Genomic DNA, 16,192 nt, shown 5'->3' on the forward strand with positions numbered 1-16,192 from the left:
CCAGAGGTTATCAGGAGTGAAAAAGCCCCGCCAACAGCGTTGGCGGGGCTTTTTGCAGTTCATCATGGGGAGGGCTTAGAGGGCGGGTAACAGCCCCAGGCTGACGCTCAGCTGCACCCCGACGATCAATACCCCCATGGCACCGGCGACACCCAGCGCCAGCACGCCACCTGGCGCGCGGTAGTGGTGCGGCTCGGCTTGCTTGCGGCTCTGCCACACCAGCGCCACCGGCAGCAGTACCGCCAGTATGGCCAGGGCAATGGCAGCGTAACCCAGAGCCATGATGAAGCCCTGCGGGAAGTAGAGCGCAAACAGCAGCGGTGGCACGAAGGTGATAAGCCCGGTCTGCAGGCGACCGCTGGCGTTGTCATCGCGCTTGCTCACCTTGGCCATGAAATCAAACAGTCCCAGGGTCACGCCGAGGAAAGAGGTGGCCAGCGCCAGATCGGCAAAGAGGTGCATGGCCTGGTTGAACAGGGGCCAGTTGACCAGGTGGCCTATCTGGGCCAGCAGACCATCCAGCGCGCCGCCATTGTCCAGCAGGCTCTGCTGGCCGAGCAGGCCCAGGATGGCCACTTGCCACAAGACATAGAGGATCAGCGGCAGGGCTGAGCCCCACACGAACACCCGGCGCAGTCGCTTGGGGCAATCGCCGAGATAGAGCATCACGCTCGGGATGGAGCCGTGAAAGCCGAATGAGGTGAAGATGACCGGCAGGCCCGCCAGCAGCAAGCCCTGGCCGAGGGGCAGGGAGAGCAGGTGCTGCCCTTCGGCGCGGGGCAAGAGCAGCGCCAGCACTGCCACCATGATCACCAGTTTCACGGCGAACATCAGCCGGTTGAGGTAATCCACCTGTTTGGTGCCGATGCAGACCATGCCGCCAAACAACAGAGTAAAGGCCCAGGCGGCCTGACCTTGGCTGAAGGAGATACCCACATCAGCCAGTGCTTGCACCAGCAGGCTGCTGCCGCCGCTGATATAGGCGCTGGCCAAGGAGTAGAACAGCATCAGAATGCAGAAGGAGGCGACGCGCTTGCCCCAGGGGCCGAGTAACTGATCCGCCAGCTGGTGAAGATACCACTTGCCAGTACTGAGGCTGGCTTCGACTTGCAGCATGGCGGTGAAGGCCATCAGGGCCCAGAGCCCCAACATCAATGCCAGGGTGGCGGGGCCACCCAGAGAGGAAGAGGCAAGGGGCAGCGCCAGCATGCCGGCGCCTATGGTGGTACCGGCGATAAGCAGGGTACATCCGAGAGTCTTGGTATTCATGAGTCCAATCCGATATTGAGGATAACAAGGCCGCGCGGGCGGCTTGGAGCAAAACAGGGTGGTGCGCCTTCGGGTCCGGTCCGAAGGCTAGCAATATCGAAGTAGACGCATCTGTACTCAAAACCTGTCGTTTGTAAAAAGAGATTGCCAAGCTAACGGATCAAAATGGGGTAAACAAGCCCGCAATAGGTGGATGTGTAATTCTTTTCGCCATTAACTGGAAATAAATGCTGACAGTGATGACTGGGGTGGTGAGAAATTCGGCAGTGATGAAGTCAGTGATTACTGGGGAGGATGGGGTGGCCTGACCGGCAGCAAACGTTGGGCGCTTGCCATCCGGTAAAGAGGGGATCTGATCTAAGGGAGAGCAAACCCGAGGGCGGTTTGGGTTTGCTCGGGGCAGAGGGGGTCAGCGGCGGCGTTTGAGGCTGCGGGCTATATGGTGCAGGCCGCTGCGATAGTCGCCGGTGATGGCCTGGAAGGCCAGATCCAGTGCCAGGGCCGCCAGCTCGTCATGGCGCTGGGGCAGGGAGTTGATGCCAAAGGGCAAGAAATCGAGCAGGCGATCGTCACCGAAGGTAGCCATGGCAAGTTGGCTCATGTCTGCCTCTTGCTCGATCAGATAATCGAGCACCCCTTCCATCAGGATGTAGGAGGTGGTCACCAGGGCCGGGGGCAGGGCGCCCAGCTCATGATGCAGGGTACTGATCAGCCGATAGCCTTCGGCGCGGGAGAAGTGCAGTCCCTCGCACAGATGATACTGGGCATTGCACCCCGCAAGGGCTTGCAAGAAACCGAGCCGGCGCTCCTGACTGATCGTCAGGCTCGGCAGTGCGGTGATCAAGGCGATATGGGCAAGATCTGGCTGGAGCAGGGAGGCGGTCAGCTCCTCGCATGCCTTGCGGTTCTCACTGGCCACACTGATGAAGTGTTCCGGCGCCATGGTCCGATCGATGGCAATGATCTGGGTGCCACTGGCCTGTTTGGTCTGATACCAGGGATCTTCCGGCGACAGGCAACTTGCCACCAGCAAGGCATCCACATGGCGACTTACCAGCATGTCGCACAGCGCCTTCTCGGTATCCGGCTCATCTTCCGAGCAGACGATAAGCAATTGGTAGCCCCGGGCACGGGCACCTTGCTCGAGCCGCTTGGCCAGTTTGGCATAACTGGCGTTTTCCAGATCCGGCAGTATGAAACCCAGGGTTCGGGTCTGGCCGCCACGCAAGGAGGCGGCGCGACTGTCGGGTCTATAGTTGTGGGCATCGACCACGGCCATCACCTTGTCACGGGTCGCCTGACTGATGCGGTGCTGATCGGCCTTGCCGTTGATCACATAGCTGGCCGTGGTGCGCGAGACACCAGCGAGGGCTGCCACTTCATCCAGTTTCATCTTGTTGGCCCTGTCTTGTTTGGCTCTCTCCGGTAACAATATCCCGCCCTCCTGACCCTGTTCTGACTCGAAAAGTGTGCGCCGGATCATATCATTGAACAAGGTGAAGTGCGGGGACTTGATCAAATAGCTGAAACGATTCAGTCTGAGTGTAAGTGAAACGATTCAGCTTGTCAGTAGGCAAAGACAAACAGAGGACAGATCCACCAGTGGGATGCGATCCGGTCTATTGTGAGCAGGGCAAGCGTGGGTCATCCGACCCTTAGTCACAGAGCATTATCATTGAGCGCAATCCAGGTGGCCGCCTCGGCCGCCTCAAGCGGATGGAGAGAGAGCATGTTGAAGTTGGCGCAAGAGCAGATCCTGTTGAACCAGACCGCCGCGAGCAAGGAGGAGGCCATTGCGTTGCTGGCCGAGCGACTGACCCAGGCAGGTCTGGTCGAGGCGGGCTATGTGGATGGCATGCTGGCTCGTGAAGCCCAGCACGCAACCTACCTTGGCAGCGGTATTGCCATTCCCCACGGCACCACGGATACCCGCCACCTGGTCAGACAGACGGGGGTCATGGTGGCCCAGTTCCCGCAAGGGATCGAGTGGGATGACGGGCAGATCGCCTATGTGGCCATCGGCATCGCCGCCAAGTCAGATGAACACCTCGGCATCTTGCGCCAGCTCACTCATGTGTTGGGGGACGAGCTGGCAGCCCAGGCCCTCAAGGATGCCAAAGATGCCGCCACCATCATCGACATTCTCACGGGGGCGAGCGCACCGACCGAGGTGCAGTACCTGAGTCTCGCCGATTTTCCGGCCGATGATGCCGACCAGCTGCTGCTGGGCGCAGCGGCCCGTGCCAAGTCAGCGGGTTGGGGGGGGGCCGAGATGGTGACCGCCCTGATGGCGAGCAAGCCAACGGCGCTGGGGCAAGGCATCTGGCTGGCCAGCGCCAAGGCGCAGCAATGTGGTTGGGTCCTGGCCACACCGAGCCATGCCATCTGCCAGCAAGCGGCTGAGGTGAAGGCCTTGCTGCTGTTGTGTGGCAAAGATGAATCTCACCTGAGTCAGCTCGACAACCTGGCGGCCCTGGCCGCTGCCGGTCAACTTGACGCCCTGGCGGGAAGTGACGGGATAGCACTGCTGCAAAACGGGCCAGCCAAGGGATTGGCAGACACCTTCACCATCATCAATCCCCATGGTCTGCATGCTCGTCCCGGTGCCATGCTGGTCAAGGTTGCCAAGGAGTATGGTTCGGATATTCGGGTCGCCAACCTGGATGGCAGCGGTGAAGCCGTCTCCGCCAAGAGCCTGATGAAGGTCATCGGCCTGGGGGTGAAGTGCGGCCACCGACTCGAGTTTCGTGCCGAAGGGGCTGACGCAGAGGCCGCACTGCGTGGCATTGGCGAGGCCATTGCTGCCGGGCTGGGGGAGGGGGCGCACTGATGAACATCGTCACCATCACCCTCAATCCGGCCCTGGATCTCACCGCTTCCCTCGACCAATTGCAGGCTGGCGAAGTGAATCTGGTGCGTGAAGCCTCCCTGCGCGCGGCAGGCAAGGGCATCAATGTCGCCATGGTGCTCAAGGATCTGGGCCGCGATGTGGCCCTCACCGGCTGGCTCGGTGCCGACAATCAACACGCCTTCGTCGATTTGTTTGCCCAGAAGGGACTGGAGGATCATTTCGTTCGCGTCCCGGGTAGCACCCGTATCAACGTCAAAGTGTCCGAGCACTCCGGCCGCGTCACGGATCTCAACTTGCCGGGGCTCGACATTGCACCCGAAGCCATTGCGGCCCTTGATCTCCTGCTTGATGAGCTGGCCGAAAAGGCTGACTGGTTTGTGCTGGCGGGCAGCTTGCCCAAAGGCGTCGAGACAGCACACGTCGCCCACCTCATCACCACCCTCAAGCTGCGTGGCAAGCAGGTCATCTTTGACTGCAGCGGCGCGGCTCTGAGCGCCGGGATCAGCGCCGGGCCCACCCTGATCAAACCCAATCTGGAGGAGCTCAGTCAGTGGGCAGGGCGTCCCATCCGCACCCTCAATGAGCAGGCCGAGTGCGCCCGCGCCTTGCAGGCGCAAGGGGTGAGCCAGGTGGTGATCTCCAATGGCGCCGAAGGGGTGATCTGGTTTGGCGATGGCGAGACGTGGCAGGCCAGACCGCCACGCATGCAGGTGGTGAGCACGGTTGGTGCCGGTGACTCGCTCGTGGCAGGCCTTGCCCATGGCCTGAGCCTGGGCTGGCCCATGGCGCAGACCCTGCGTCTGGCCACTGCCGTCTCGGCCCTGGCGGTGAGCCAGGTTGCCGTCGGCTTTGCCAGTCAAGACGAATTGACCCCCATTCTTGAACAAATAACCATCACGCAACTGGATGACGAAACCGCCATGGATACTCGGCGGGCAGGTGCCCAGGATGCGACACCATACACACCCACAGGAGATGCCCAATGAAAGCTATCTTGGTAACGGCCTGCCCGGCGGGCATCGCCACCAGCTTCCTCGTCGCCAAACGACTCACCCAACAGGCCGAACAGGCTGGTTGGAGCCTGGTCGGTGACATCCACTCCACCATAGCGGCGCACCGTGCGCCGACGGCGGCCCAGATTGCCGAGGCCGACCTTGTCATAGTGACGGCCAGCACGCCGGTAGACTTGTCCGCTTATGAGGGCAAGCGGCTCTACCGCGCCGAGATGGACGCCGCATTGCAAGATCCCGCCGCCGTGCTGGAGGCCGCCCGGGAAGGCGCCAAGCCTTACCATCATGTGGCGAGCGCAACGGCACCCGCTGCCGTCAGTGCGGGCAAGCGTATCGTCGCCGTCACCGCCTGCCCGACCGGGGTGGCCCACACCTTCATGTCTGCCGAAGCGCTGGAAAATACCGCCAAGCAACTCGGTTATGAGATCCGCGTCGAGACGCAAGGCTCGGTCGGTGCGCAAAATGCCCTGACGGCGGAGGAGATTGCCGCCGCCGATCTGGTGTTCCTCGCCACCGATATCGAGGTGGACATGGCTCGCTTCGATGGCAAGCCGCTCTACCACACCAGTACCGGGGCTGCGCTCAAGAAGACTCGCAGCGAACTGGACAAGGCGTGGCAGCAGGCCAGCGTTTATCGTCACAGCGGTGGTGCTGTGACCAAGAAAGAGGAGAAGGCCGGTCCCTACAAGCATCTGCTGACCGGGGTCTCCTTCATGTTGCCCATGGTGGTGGCAGGGGGGCTTATCATCGCCATCTCCTTCATCTTCGGGATTGAGGCGTTCAAGGAAGAGGGCACACTGGCGGCCGCATTGATGAAGATCGGCGGTGCCTCGGCCTTTGCCCTGATGATCCCGGTGCTGGCAGGTTATATCGCTTACTCCATCGCCGATCGTCCCGGTCTGGCACCTGGCATGATAGGCGGTATGCTGGCCAGCTCCCTGGGCGCCGGCTTCCTCGGCGGCATCGTCGCCGGTTTCCTGGCCGGTTACTGCGCCAAGTTCTTGAGTGACAAGGTACGTCTGCCGGTGACCCTGGAGGCGCTCAAACCCATTCTTATCATTCCTCTGGTGGCGAGCCTGTTTACCGGTCTGGTGATGATCTACGTGGTTGGCGGCCCGGTTGCCGACATCATGAATGCCATGACCACCTTCCTCAACAACATGGGCTCGGCCAATGCCGTACTGCTGGGGGTCATCATCGGTGCCATGATGTGTTTCGACATGGGTGGCCCGGTCAACAAGGCGGCCTACGCCTTCGGGGTCGGCCTGCTCGCTTCCAAGACCTATGCGCCTATGGCGGCGGTGATGGCGGCGGGCATGGTACCGGCGCTGGGCATGGGGATTGCTACCTTCCTGGCGAGCAAGAAGTTCATCAAGACGGAGCAGGAAGCGGGCAAGGCCTCCTTCGTGCTGGGCCTGTGCTTCATCTCCGAGGGGGCCATTCCTTTCGCGGCCAAGGATCCGATGCGGGTCATCCCGGCCTGCATGGTGGGCGGCGCCCTGACAGGTGCACTCTCCATGCTGTTTGCCTGTGAGTTGGTGGCGCCCCACGGTGGTCTCTTTGTGCTCTTTATCCCCAATGCCATCAGTCATGTGTGGCTCTACATCGTGGCCATCGCGGCGGGCTCCCTGCTGACCGGGGTGAGCTACGCCATGCTCAAACGCGCCGAGACACCAGCCACCTTGGCCACGGCATAATGCCATGACCTCGGCTGTATCCGCGGCAGAGAAGTATGATGAGAAAGGCGGCCCTGGGGCCGCCTTTTTTTGTGAAGGAAGAGAAAAGGTCGAAGAGGATCGCCCTGACCCTGTAGATGGCGCGGCGCCCGAAAGCCGGGGTTAGAAGTCCCAACCCTGCTGCTGCGAAGGTGGCTCTTGTTCCTGGGCTTTGCGCATGGCGGCCAGTATCCGGGCCTTGCGTCCCCGGCATAACCGCATCACATCCTGCTGCTGATCCGGGCTCATGTTGAGCCAGTTGAAACGCTCTTCCCTGCTGCGAAAGCATCCCTTGCAGTAGCCCTTGTTGTTTGCCTGACAGACCCCGATACAGGGGCTCTGTAGCGGGAAGATTTCCAGCTGTTCCATGCCTGGCTCCTCATGCTTTGTTACCCTGTTATAACCCAGATGATATGGTTTGGAAAAATAGTCTGCCGCAGGGAGCTGGCCGTTTGCTTTCCAGAGGTAAATTTGGCATCTTCCACGCCGGATCTGGCACTCGGTGTTAAATGAGGACTTATGAATAGACACGCATACTGGTTAGCGGCAACAGTGCTGGGGTTGGCCGGTTGTGCCGGCGACCCGCAGCCGGCGCCACTCTCTCAACCCAAGGCCGACGAACAAGCCTGTTTTCTCAACTGCACTCCGGCCGAGAACCTGGGCAAGCAGTACCTCGATGGCACCTTGCCCAGCGACCTGGTGCATGTCACAGGGGTCAACAGCCAGGCCCCTCATGATTTCAGCCGCTTTCAGGCCCAGAGCCAGCTGGTCATAAATCGTTCTACCCGGATGGCGAACCGTTATGGTGAGCTTTACCGTCAGCTGTCACGCTGGGCCGCTCAGGGAGGGGATCCTGCCCGCATCGGTCAGTACGGTATCAGCCTGGCGCAGATGGGCGGCGCAGATCGACAGGGTAACGTGCTGTTCACCGGCTACTATTCGCCGGTGCTGGAAGTGCGCCATCGTCCGGATGGCGAGTTCAAGTACCCCATCTACGCCATGCCCAACTGCGGTGGCCGTTGCCCCTCCCGCGCCCAGATCCATCAAGGCGCCCTGGCCCATCGTGGCCTGGAGCTGGGTTACAGCAAGTCACTCATCGATAACTTCCTGATGGATGTCCAGGGATCGGGCTTCGTGCACTATGGCGATGATAACCGCCTGCAGTATTTGGGTTACAGCGGCAAGAACGGTCATGGCTACGTCAGCATTGGCCGGGTGTTGATCGACAGGGGGGAAGTACCCAAGGCGCAGATGTCCCTCAAGGCCATCAAGGATTGGGCCAACAGCCAGCCGGAAGCCAACGTGAAAGAGTTGGTGGAGCAGAACCCCTCCTATGTCTTCTTCGAGCGGCGCCCAACCAATGACGTGATTGGTTCTGCCGGTATCCCGCTGCTTGCCATGGCGTCGGTCGCCGCCGATCGCAGCTTGCTGCCCATGGGTACTCCCATACTGGCCGAGGTACCCCTGCTCGATGGGGAGGGCAACTGGACCGGCAAACACCAGCTGCGCCTGCTCATCGCCCTGGATACCGGTGGAGCCGTCAAGCGCGGTCATCTGGACCTCTACCATGGGATGGGGGAGAAAGCGGGCGTGGCCGCCGGTCACTACAAGCATTTTGGCCGGGTCTGGAAGCTGGGTCTGGGGCATGGCCCCACGGCCGCGCCCTGGCTCTGACAACGAAGGCCTCTGGCTGGTCGCCAGAGGCTGAGTTGAGCCACGCTAACACCGCCGTTATCGGCGGTTTTTTTTGACCAGTCATTGGCAAAATAGCCCCGCAAGGGTGAGCCTGTGATAGAGCGCATCACGACAGGAGAGCCCTATGCAGAGACGTTGGCACAACACATTGAGCGTCAGATCCCTCTGGCTGAGCCTGTTGCTTACGCTGTTGATGGTTGTCCCGGTGCGCGCAGAGGTGAAGGTCATTACCGTCTTTGAGCCGGAGGGATTGATGCACACTTTGCGCGAGCTCAATCCCAGCCTCGGGGTGAGTGCCATGGGCAACCAGTTGGTGCTCAGCGGCAGCCCACAACAACTCGAGGAGGCAGAGCAGCTGGTGGCGCGCCTCAACCAGCCACCACAGATGTTGCTTATCGAGTGGCGGGTCTCGCAGCAGCGCGCTACCCAAAGTACGGCCTTGGGGGTCAGGCAGCGTCGCAGTGGTGACTGGCACGCGGGAGGCGCCTTGGAGCAAGGCAGTGAACAGGGCCGGCAAGCCTGGCAGGTTCGTGGCCTGTCGGGGCGACCCGTATTGTTGCAGATGGGCAGCTATCAGCCCGTCAGTCTCTATTGCTGGCGCGAAGGCAGAGTCACCGCACTACTGCCCATCGTCAATGGCCTCTATGCCAGCGCGATCCTGGTAGGAGAACAGGTGTTGATCCGGCTCTCCAGCGAGCAGACCAGCCTGCGGCAAGGGTTGCCGGAGCGGGGGCAGAGCGATACCGAGCTCAATGTCGCCCCTGGGCAATGGGTCGAGGTGGGGGCACTGGCCAACAGTCAGCAGAGTCAAGGAGGTGGGGTCGGGGCCATCTCAGGAGCCGAGATACGCCAGGATAGCCAGCAGCAGACCCTCGCCATTCGGGTGACGCCTGTCCAGTAATCTTTATTGCCCTGTTCGGGGCAACCCTATGTTGATCAGCTCGGGTTGTCGGGAACGGATCACGGCGCTGTCTCGGCTAGATGGCACAGTCTCAAGCATTCGGGATGTGGGGTTTGTCCGCCGCGTATTCCCGCAGTTGACGACTCCTGAGCAGATACCAGAGGCACCAGAGGCTGGCGATCAGTACCAGCGCGTTGGCCCAGCTAAATTGCCAGCCAAGGCTTATCAGGGCATGGCACTGGATGATGAGGCCGGTGAGGGCCGAGCTGAGCAGCAGGCCAGGGCTAAAGCGGCGCAGGCGAGCACGCCAGCCATTGGGATTGGAGAAGGTGCCGCCACAGGCCAACAGAGCCAAGAGCGCTGGCAGGTCGGTGAGCAGGCTCACATAGAGACTCCAGCGCTCCGGGTAGAGCAGGGCCAGGATGTCGCTGCCCCCCTGGCGGCTGGCGCCAGCCATTATGAACAACCAGACGGAGCGGGTCAGCAGCAGGCTGATGGGCCAGAACCACAGCGGCGGGCGCAGCTGACCATGGTCATCGTAACGGTGTTCGGGATAGAGGGTCATGGGTGGCGAAGGGATCATGGATGAGTTGTGCAACAGATATGGGGACTGGGGCCCGGCTTGCAAGAGGTTGAAGCGAAAAAGACGGGATGGCGCAACGGCTTCAGAGACACAAAACGAAAGGGGCCTTGGGCCCCTTCGTACCATAATGCCGTGCCAAAGCCGCTACAGCCAGCCTTTGCGTTTGAAGAAGAGTCCAGTGCCGAGGGAGGAGAGCACCATGAGCACCAGGGACATGGAGTAGCCATATTCCCACTGCAGCTCTGGCATGCGACCGAAGTTCATGCCGTAGATACTGGCGATCAGGGTCGGCGGCAGGAAGATGACGGCGGCAACCGAGAAGATCTTGATTACCTTGTTCTGCTCCAGATTGGTTACCCCCATGGAGGCCTCCAGCTGGAAGTTGATCTTGTCGAACAGGAACTGGGTGTGGGGCAGCAGAGACTCCACGTCGTGCAGCATCTCGTCGATCCACTTGTTCTGCTCGTTGGTCATCTTCTGGCGCAGACTGCGCTTGAGAAAACGCAACGCGCGCCGGGTATCGTGCAGCGAGAGGCGGATCTGGCCATTGGCCTCTTCCTGAGCCATCAGCTCTTTGAGCATGGCGTTGATCTGATCGGGTTCGAAGATCTGATCGGCGGTATTTTCCAGGGTCTTATAGCCATCTTCGATGAGATCGGACAGGTATTCGACCTTGAGATTTTGCACCTCGAGCAGGACATCCAGGGCATCTTCCACCTCCAGTCTGTCCTGACGCATATAGTGGCGCATCAGTCGTACCAGGCCGATGTCGTCTTCGCGAATGCTGATCAGCAGATTGTTGCGCAGGGTAAAGGAGACATGGACACCCTTGGTGTCACGGCCGATCCGCTGGGGGAACAGCGAGTGGATATGCAGGCCGTCCGTGTCCCAATAGAAACGGGCAGAAGCCTCGATATCATCGAGCTCCTCTTTGTCTGGGACTTCTTCCAGAAAGAGTCCCGTCAACCATTCTCGCTCCGCCGCGTCAGGCTTGTAGGCATCGAGCCAGACGGTGTTGTCGGGCAGGATATCGTCAGGACCGAGCGTGACGATGTCGAGCACCTTGTTGTTGAGGATGTAGGCGGTGATCATCTGTCCCCCTTAAAGTCTTGGGTTATCAGGGATGGTTGAACAGGTTCATGCGGCTTTGATCCCAAGAAGGGGATCGTATGAAGCATAGCGGGGCCGATGGGCAACCTGACTGCGGCGAACTATACAGGCGCTCGCCGCCATTGTCAGGGCTTATTCAGCTGATATTCATCCCGTTTGTCCAAAAAACGCCCCTGGTCGGATCACATATTGGGGTAGTTAGGTCCACTGCCGCCTTGTGGGGGGGTCCAGATAATGTTCTGGCTCGGATCCTTGATATCGCAGGTCTTGCAGTGGATACAGTTGGCGCTGTTTATCTGCAGGTGGGGCTGTTCAGCCAGGGTCACCAGCTCGAATACCCCGGCCGGGCAGTATCGCACTGCGGGCTCGGCCCAGGTGGGCAGATTGACCTCGACGGGGATGCGCGCATCCTGCAACCGCAGATGGCAGGGCTGGTCTTCGTCATGGTTGGTGTTGGCCAGATAGACGGACGAGAGCTTGTCAAAGCTCAGCACCCCGTCGGGCTTGGGATAGATGATAGGCTGGCAGCGATTGGCCGCCTTGAGGGCGCGGTAATCTTCACCCTTGTCCAGCAGTTGGAACGGGGAGCGTCCCTTGAACAACCGCTGCTCCAGCCAATTGAAGGCGCCGCCGAGCCAGGGGCCGGCGCTGTGCAAGGCGGCGCCGAAGTTGCGGGCCTGCTTGAGATCCGCACCGAGCCAGCTGCTCGCCAGGGCCTGGTCATAGTCGGCGAGTTTCCGTCCCCCTTGCTCCTTTTTACCCAAGTGGGGCAGCAGGGTTTCGGCCGCCAGCAGGCCACTCTTCATCGCGGAATGAATGCCCTTGATGCGGGAAAAATCCAGGGTGCCTGCGTCACAGCCGAGCAACAGGCCGCCGGGAAAGTGCATGCGCGGCAGTGAATGCCAGCCGCCCTTGGTGATGGCGCGGGCACCATAGCTGATGCGCTCACCCCCTTGCAGGACTTGTTTGAGCAAAGGGTGCTGTTTCAAACGCTGAAACTCGTCGAAGGGGCTGAGCCAGGGATTCTGGTAGTTGAGATCGACAATGAGCCCGACCGAGACCTGATTGTCCGCCAGATGATAGAGATAGAAGCCGCCATGGCTGCGAGTCTTGCCCGCTTGAACGCCGAGGGGCCAGCCGCTGCCATGCAGCACCTGGCCGGGCCGGGATTGAGCCGCAGGCACCTGCCATAGCTCCTTGAAACCGAGGGCATAGTGCTGGGGCTGGGTGGGGCTTGCCAGTTCAAATTGCTGGATGGCTTGCTTGCCGAGGTGCCCGCGCGCGCCCTCCGCCAGCAGGGTATAGCGCCCGAGCAGCGCCATGCCGGGCACATGATCCGCTTTGGGCTTGCCAGCCTTGTCCAGACCCAGATCGCCGGTGAGCACGCCCTTGACCACCCCGGCTTCGATGATGAGCTCGCTAGCAGCAAACCCCGGGTAGATCTCGACCCCAAGGGACTCGGCCTCCTTGGCGAGCCAGCGGCAGAGAGTGCCCAGGCTGATGATGCGGCAACCCTGATTGTTCATGCTGGGGGGCAAGGCCCAGTGAGGCAACCGAGTGGCGCGACTGTCACTTTGCAGCAGCCAGAGCTGATCTTCGCTGACTTCGGTGCCAAGGGGCGCCTGCTGCCAGCGCGCGGGCAACAGCTCCTGCAGGGCGCGAGGATCGAGCAGGGCGCCAGAGAGCAGATGAGCCCCTATTTCTGCCCCTTTTTCCAGCAGACAGACGCTGCAATCCGGCGCGCGTTGCTTGAGGGCGATGGCGGCACTGAGCCCCGCGGGGCCACCTCCCACGATGACCACATCGTATTCCATTGCTTCTCGTTCCATCTTGCCTCCGTGCTCGACTTGGCCTAGGGTGGTGTTAGTTTACGTAAACGTCAACCTAGCTGTAAACTCTCAATACGGAATTATTCATGGATGGTAGTGGCGCAAGCCTACCGAACAACAGGATGAGGAGTGTCCGAATGAAGCTGCTGGTCGCAGTCAAACGGGTCGTAGACTACAACGTCAAGATCCGGGTCAAGAGCGATGGCTCCGACGTGGAGCTGGCCAACGTCAAGATGGGCATCAATCCATTCTGCGAGATCGCGGTGGAGCAGGGAGTCAGGCTGCGTGAAGCGGGCCTTGCCAGCGAATTGGTGGTGGTGACCCTGGGGCCGGCCGCGGCAAGCGAACAGCTACGCCATGCCCTGGCACTGGGGGCGGATCGCGCCCTGCACTATGTCACATCGGATAGCGGTTCCACGCCGGGAACCAGCGACGAGCGACTCGATCCCCTGACCGTGGCCCGGGCCCTGCAGGTCGTTTGCGAGCGTGAACAACCGGATCTGGTGCTGCTTGGCAAGCAGTCCATCGATTCGGACAACAATCAGGTCGGCCAGATGCTGGCGGCGCTGTGCGACTGGCCCCTGGCCACTTTTGCCTCGGCCATCGAATGGGCGGGGGATGAGCTGTTGGTGACCCGTGAGGTGGATGGCGGGCTGGAGACGCTGGGGATGGCGCTGCCGGCGGTGGTGACGGTGGACTTGCGTCTCAACGAGCCGCGGTTTGCCTCCTTGCCCAACATCATGAAGGCCAAACGCAAGCCGCTGGAGACGGAGCCCTTTGTCGCGCTGGGCATCAGCCCACTTGCTCAGAACCGGCAGTTGGGGGTCATGGCACCCCCGGTGCGCAGCGGCGGGGCAAGGGTTGGCTCGGTGGATGAACTTATCGACAAACTCAAGCATGAGGCGAAGGTACTGCCATGAGCATATTGATCATTGCGCAGCAAGCGAAGGGCCCGCTGGCGGTCAGCACGGCCCAGCTGGTCGGGGCTGCCAAGGCCCTGCAGGGCGACATTCATCTGCTGCTGCTGGGTGACCAGATCACCCAGGCGGCCACGGAGGCTGCCCGCCTGCAAGGGGTAACACGGGTGCGGCTGGCGGAGCTTGGCTGCAACTGGTGCGATGGCCTGGACAAGCCCCTCGCAGCCCTGGCCCAGGACTACCACTATGTGTTGATGGCGGCGAGTTCGACGGCAAAGGATCTGTTGCCCCGCATGGCGGCGCGTCTTGGCATGGAGATGCTCTCCGAGGTGACCGCCATCGAGGGAGCCGATACCTTCCTGCGCCCCATCTATGCGGGCAATGCCATCGCCCGGGTGCAGAGCAGTGCGCCCATCAAGCTGATGACGCTGCGCGCCAGCAGCTTCCCCACGGCGGTCATGGGAGAGGCGAGTGCGCCCGTTGAGGCCCTGCCGTCCCTGACTATAGCGACGCGTACCCGCCTGGTTTCCCGCCAGGCCGTGGTGTCGAGCCGCCCGGAGCTTGGCAGTGCCCGGGTGGTGGTCTCCGGGGGGCGGGCCCTGGGCTCAAAGGCGCAATTCGCGCTGATTGAAGCCTTGGCCGACAAGCTGGGCGGGGCGGTGGGGGCCTCGCGCGCCGCCGTGGATGCGGGTTTTGTCGGCAACGATCTGCAGGTGGGGCAGACCGGCAAGGTGGTGGCCCCCGAACTCTACATCGCCGTCGGGATCTCGGGCGCCATCCAGCATCTGGCGGGTATGAAGGAGTCAAAGGTGATCGTGGCCATCAACAAGGATGGGGAAGCGCCCATCTTCCAGATTGCCGATTATGGCCTGGTAGGGGATCTGTTTACCCTGCTTCCCGAGTTGACCGCCAAGCTCTGAGCCCGGGGCGAGCAGCCGGGAGTGGCCCTTGAAAACGTCGTTGTTCTGACCACAGACCCTGCCTCGGCGGGGTTTGTGCCGTTATGGACACTCGCCTCATCTGCCTGGCCTTTGGGCCAGCCGCTTTCACCTGATCGATATTGACGAGCTGCAAGGCCAGGGCGGCAAAACCTTGAGTCAGCTCCCAAAAATCCTTTGCCGAAGGGGCGCTGTTTCGTGTAAAAACGGGGAAGTCCTTCACTCTTTACCACCTCACGGAAAGTGTCATGAGCAAACAGGTTTACAACTTCTGCGCCGGCCCCGCCATGTTGCCGGTCGAAGTCATGGAACGCGCCCAGCGCGAATTTTGTAATTTCCAGGGATTGGGTGCCTCTGTCATGGAGCTTTCCCATCGCGGCAAGCCCTTCATGGCGGTCGCCGAGAAGGCCGAGGCGGATTTGCGCGAGTTGCTCGCCATTCCGGCCAACTACAAGGTGCTGTTCATGCATGGCGGTGGTCGCGGCCAGTTCTCTGCCGTACCCATGAACCTGCTCGGCGGTGCCAACAAGAAGGCCGACTACCTGCTGACTGGTGTGTGGGCCCAGAGCGCCGTGGATGAGGCGCACAAGTATGGCGACATCCTGACCCACGCCGGAGTGGCCAAGACGGCGCAAGGGATAAGCCACCTGCTGCCGACCCCGGCGTTTCGCAGCGAGGCCGCTTATGTCCATTACTGCCCGAATGAGACCATCGACGGCATAGAGATGTTCGACATCCCGGCCACCGGAGACGTGCCGCTGGTGGCGGATCTCTCCTCCACCATCCTCTCGCGCCCGATGGATGTGAGCCGTTTTGGTGTCATCTATGCCGGTGCCCAGAAGAATATCGGTCCCTCTGGCCTCGCCATCGCCATCGTCCGGGACGATCTGCTGGCCCAGGCCCGGGCGGATGTGCCCGCGGTGTTTGATTACGCCCTGACCGCCAAGCATGACTCCATGTTCAACACCCCGCCTACCTATGCCTGGTATCTGGCTGCACTGGTGTTCGAGTGGTTGAAAGAACAAGGGGGCCTGACCGAGATAGAGGCGCGCAACCGTGCCAAGGCCGAGTTGCTCTATGGCTACATAGATGACTCCAGCTTCTATGCCAATCAGGTGGACCCGGCCTGCCGCTCGCGCATGAACGTGCCCTTCCAGCTCAAGGATGACACCCTGGACAAGTTGTTCCTGGCCGAATCCGAGGCCGCGGGCCTGCTGGCACTCAAGGGTCATCGCATCGTCGGTGGCATGCGGGCCAGCCTCTACAACGCCATGCCGCTGGCCGGGGTCGAAGCCCTGGTGGGGTTCATGGAGCGCTTTGCCAAGCAGCACGGTTGAGCCAGGCCAGCTGAATGACTCAGCGCTGGCGCGCCTC

The 16,192-nt window shown here is 61.4% G+C and carries 14 protein-coding genes; 8 read left to right on the forward strand and 6 right to left on the reverse strand.

Features of this window, described 5'->3' with window-relative positions; all coding sequences use genetic code 11:
• Positions 1-75 precede the first annotated feature (75 nt).
• Together ACSMDR_RS00590 and cra are read right to left on the reverse strand one after the other, a co-directional pair.
• Entirely contained in the window at positions 76-1,269 is a 1,194-nt protein-coding gene (locus ACSMDR_RS00590) for an aromatic amino acid transport family protein (RefSeq protein ID WP_436466662.1), read from the reverse strand.
• A gap of 409 nt (positions 1,270-1,678) precedes the next feature.
• Entirely contained in the window at positions 1,679-2,662 is a 984-nt protein-coding gene (gene cra, locus ACSMDR_RS00595; protein ID WP_436468161.1) for a catabolite repressor/activator, read from the reverse strand.
• A gap of 336 nt (positions 2,663-2,998) precedes the next feature.
• Here cra and fruB point away from each other — a divergent pair, with 336 nt between their 5' ends.
• The 3 genes from fruB to fruA are packed head-to-tail and all read left to right on the forward strand — an operon-like array spanning position 2,999 to position 6,827.
• Positions 2,999-4,099, forward strand: coding sequence for a fused PTS fructose transporter subunit IIA/HPr protein (fruB, locus tag ACSMDR_RS00600; protein ID WP_436466663.1), 1,101 nt, complete (start codon positions 2,999-3,001; stop codon positions 4,097-4,099).
• The gene (gene pfkB, locus ACSMDR_RS00605; protein ID WP_436466664.1) at positions 4,099-5,106 is read left to right on the forward strand and encodes a 1-phosphofructokinase; all 1,008 of its coding nucleotides are present in this window, start codon (positions 4,099-4,101) and stop codon (positions 5,104-5,106) included. Before fruB ends, pfkB begins: the two co-directional genes overlap by 1 nt.
• Positions 5,103-6,827 carry a PTS fructose transporter subunit IIBC gene (gene fruA, locus ACSMDR_RS00610; protein WP_436466665.1) on the forward strand — a complete coding sequence of 575 codons (1,725 nt, stop codon included), beginning with the start codon at positions 5,103-5,105 and terminating at the stop codon, positions 6,825-6,827. The genes pfkB and fruA overlap by 4 nt, the downstream gene beginning before the upstream one ends.
• A gap of 141 nt (positions 6,828-6,968) precedes the next feature.
• On the opposite strand, the gene ACSMDR_RS00615 is transcribed toward fruA, so the two are convergent.
• A complete protein-coding gene (locus ACSMDR_RS00615) occupies positions 6,969-7,214 on the reverse strand; it encodes a DUF1289 domain-containing protein (protein WP_005898434.1) in 246 nt (81 codons plus the stop codon).
• A gap of 150 nt (positions 7,215-7,364) precedes the next feature.
• Here ACSMDR_RS00615 and mltA point away from each other — a divergent pair, with 150 nt between their 5' ends.
• Positions 7,365-8,519 (forward strand): murein transglycosylase A, encoded by a 1,155-nt coding sequence (mltA, locus tag ACSMDR_RS00620; RefSeq protein WP_436466666.1) that lies wholly within the window; start codon positions 7,365-7,367, stop codon positions 8,517-8,519.
• Between the two features lie 145 nt (positions 8,520-8,664).
• Entirely contained in the window at positions 8,665-9,441 is a 777-nt protein-coding gene (locus ACSMDR_RS00625; RefSeq protein WP_436466667.1) for a hypothetical protein, read from the forward strand.
• A gap of 91 nt (positions 9,442-9,532) precedes the next feature.
• On the opposite strand, the gene ACSMDR_RS00630 is transcribed toward ACSMDR_RS00625, so the two are convergent.
• The 3 genes from ACSMDR_RS00630 to ACSMDR_RS00640 all read right to left on the reverse strand — a co-directional run bounded on the left by ACSMDR_RS00630 (position 9,533) and on the right by ACSMDR_RS00640 (position 12,963).
• Entirely contained in the window at positions 9,533-10,006 is a 474-nt protein-coding gene (locus ACSMDR_RS00630) for a DUF2919 domain-containing protein (protein WP_436466668.1), read from the reverse strand.
• Between the two features lie 162 nt (positions 10,007-10,168).
• The gene (gene corA / locus ACSMDR_RS00635; protein WP_005898440.1) at positions 10,169-11,116 is read right to left on the reverse strand and encodes a magnesium/cobalt transporter CorA; all 948 of its coding nucleotides are present in this window, start codon (positions 11,114-11,116) and stop codon (positions 10,169-10,171) included.
• Between the two features lie 200 nt (positions 11,117-11,316).
• Positions 11,317-12,963 carry an electron transfer flavoprotein-ubiquinone oxidoreductase gene (locus ACSMDR_RS00640; RefSeq protein WP_436466669.1) on the reverse strand — a complete coding sequence of 549 codons (1,647 nt, stop codon included), beginning with the start codon at positions 12,961-12,963 and terminating at the stop codon, positions 11,317-11,319.
• Positions 12,964-13,100: 137 nt separating this feature from the next.
• Here ACSMDR_RS00640 and ACSMDR_RS00645 point away from each other — a divergent pair, with 137 nt between their 5' ends.
• The 3 genes from ACSMDR_RS00645 (at position 13,101) to serC (ending at position 16,155) form a co-directional block, all read left to right on the forward strand.
• Complete coding sequence (locus ACSMDR_RS00645) at positions 13,101-13,883, forward strand: electron transfer flavoprotein subunit beta/FixA family protein (RefSeq protein WP_436466670.1); 783 nt, start codon at positions 13,101-13,103, stop codon at positions 13,881-13,883.
• Positions 13,880-14,800 carry an electron transfer flavoprotein subunit alpha/FixB family protein gene (locus ACSMDR_RS00650; RefSeq protein WP_436466671.1) on the forward strand — a complete coding sequence of 307 codons (921 nt, stop codon included), beginning with the start codon at positions 13,880-13,882 and terminating at the stop codon, positions 14,798-14,800. Before ACSMDR_RS00645 ends, ACSMDR_RS00650 begins: the two co-directional genes overlap by 4 nt.
• Positions 14,801-15,066: 266 nt before the next feature.
• Positions 15,067-16,155: a 3-phosphoserine/phosphohydroxythreonine transaminase gene (gene serC / locus ACSMDR_RS00655; protein ID WP_436466673.1), complete on the forward strand. Its 1,089-nt coding sequence runs from the start codon at positions 15,067-15,069 to the stop codon at positions 16,153-16,155.
• The last annotated feature ends 37 nt before the right edge of the window (positions 16,156-16,192 follow it).

This window comes from Aeromonas molluscorum, assembly GCF_051376105.1.
Lineage (GTDB): Bacteria > Pseudomonadota > Gammaproteobacteria > Enterobacterales > Aeromonadaceae > Aeromonas > Aeromonas molluscorum.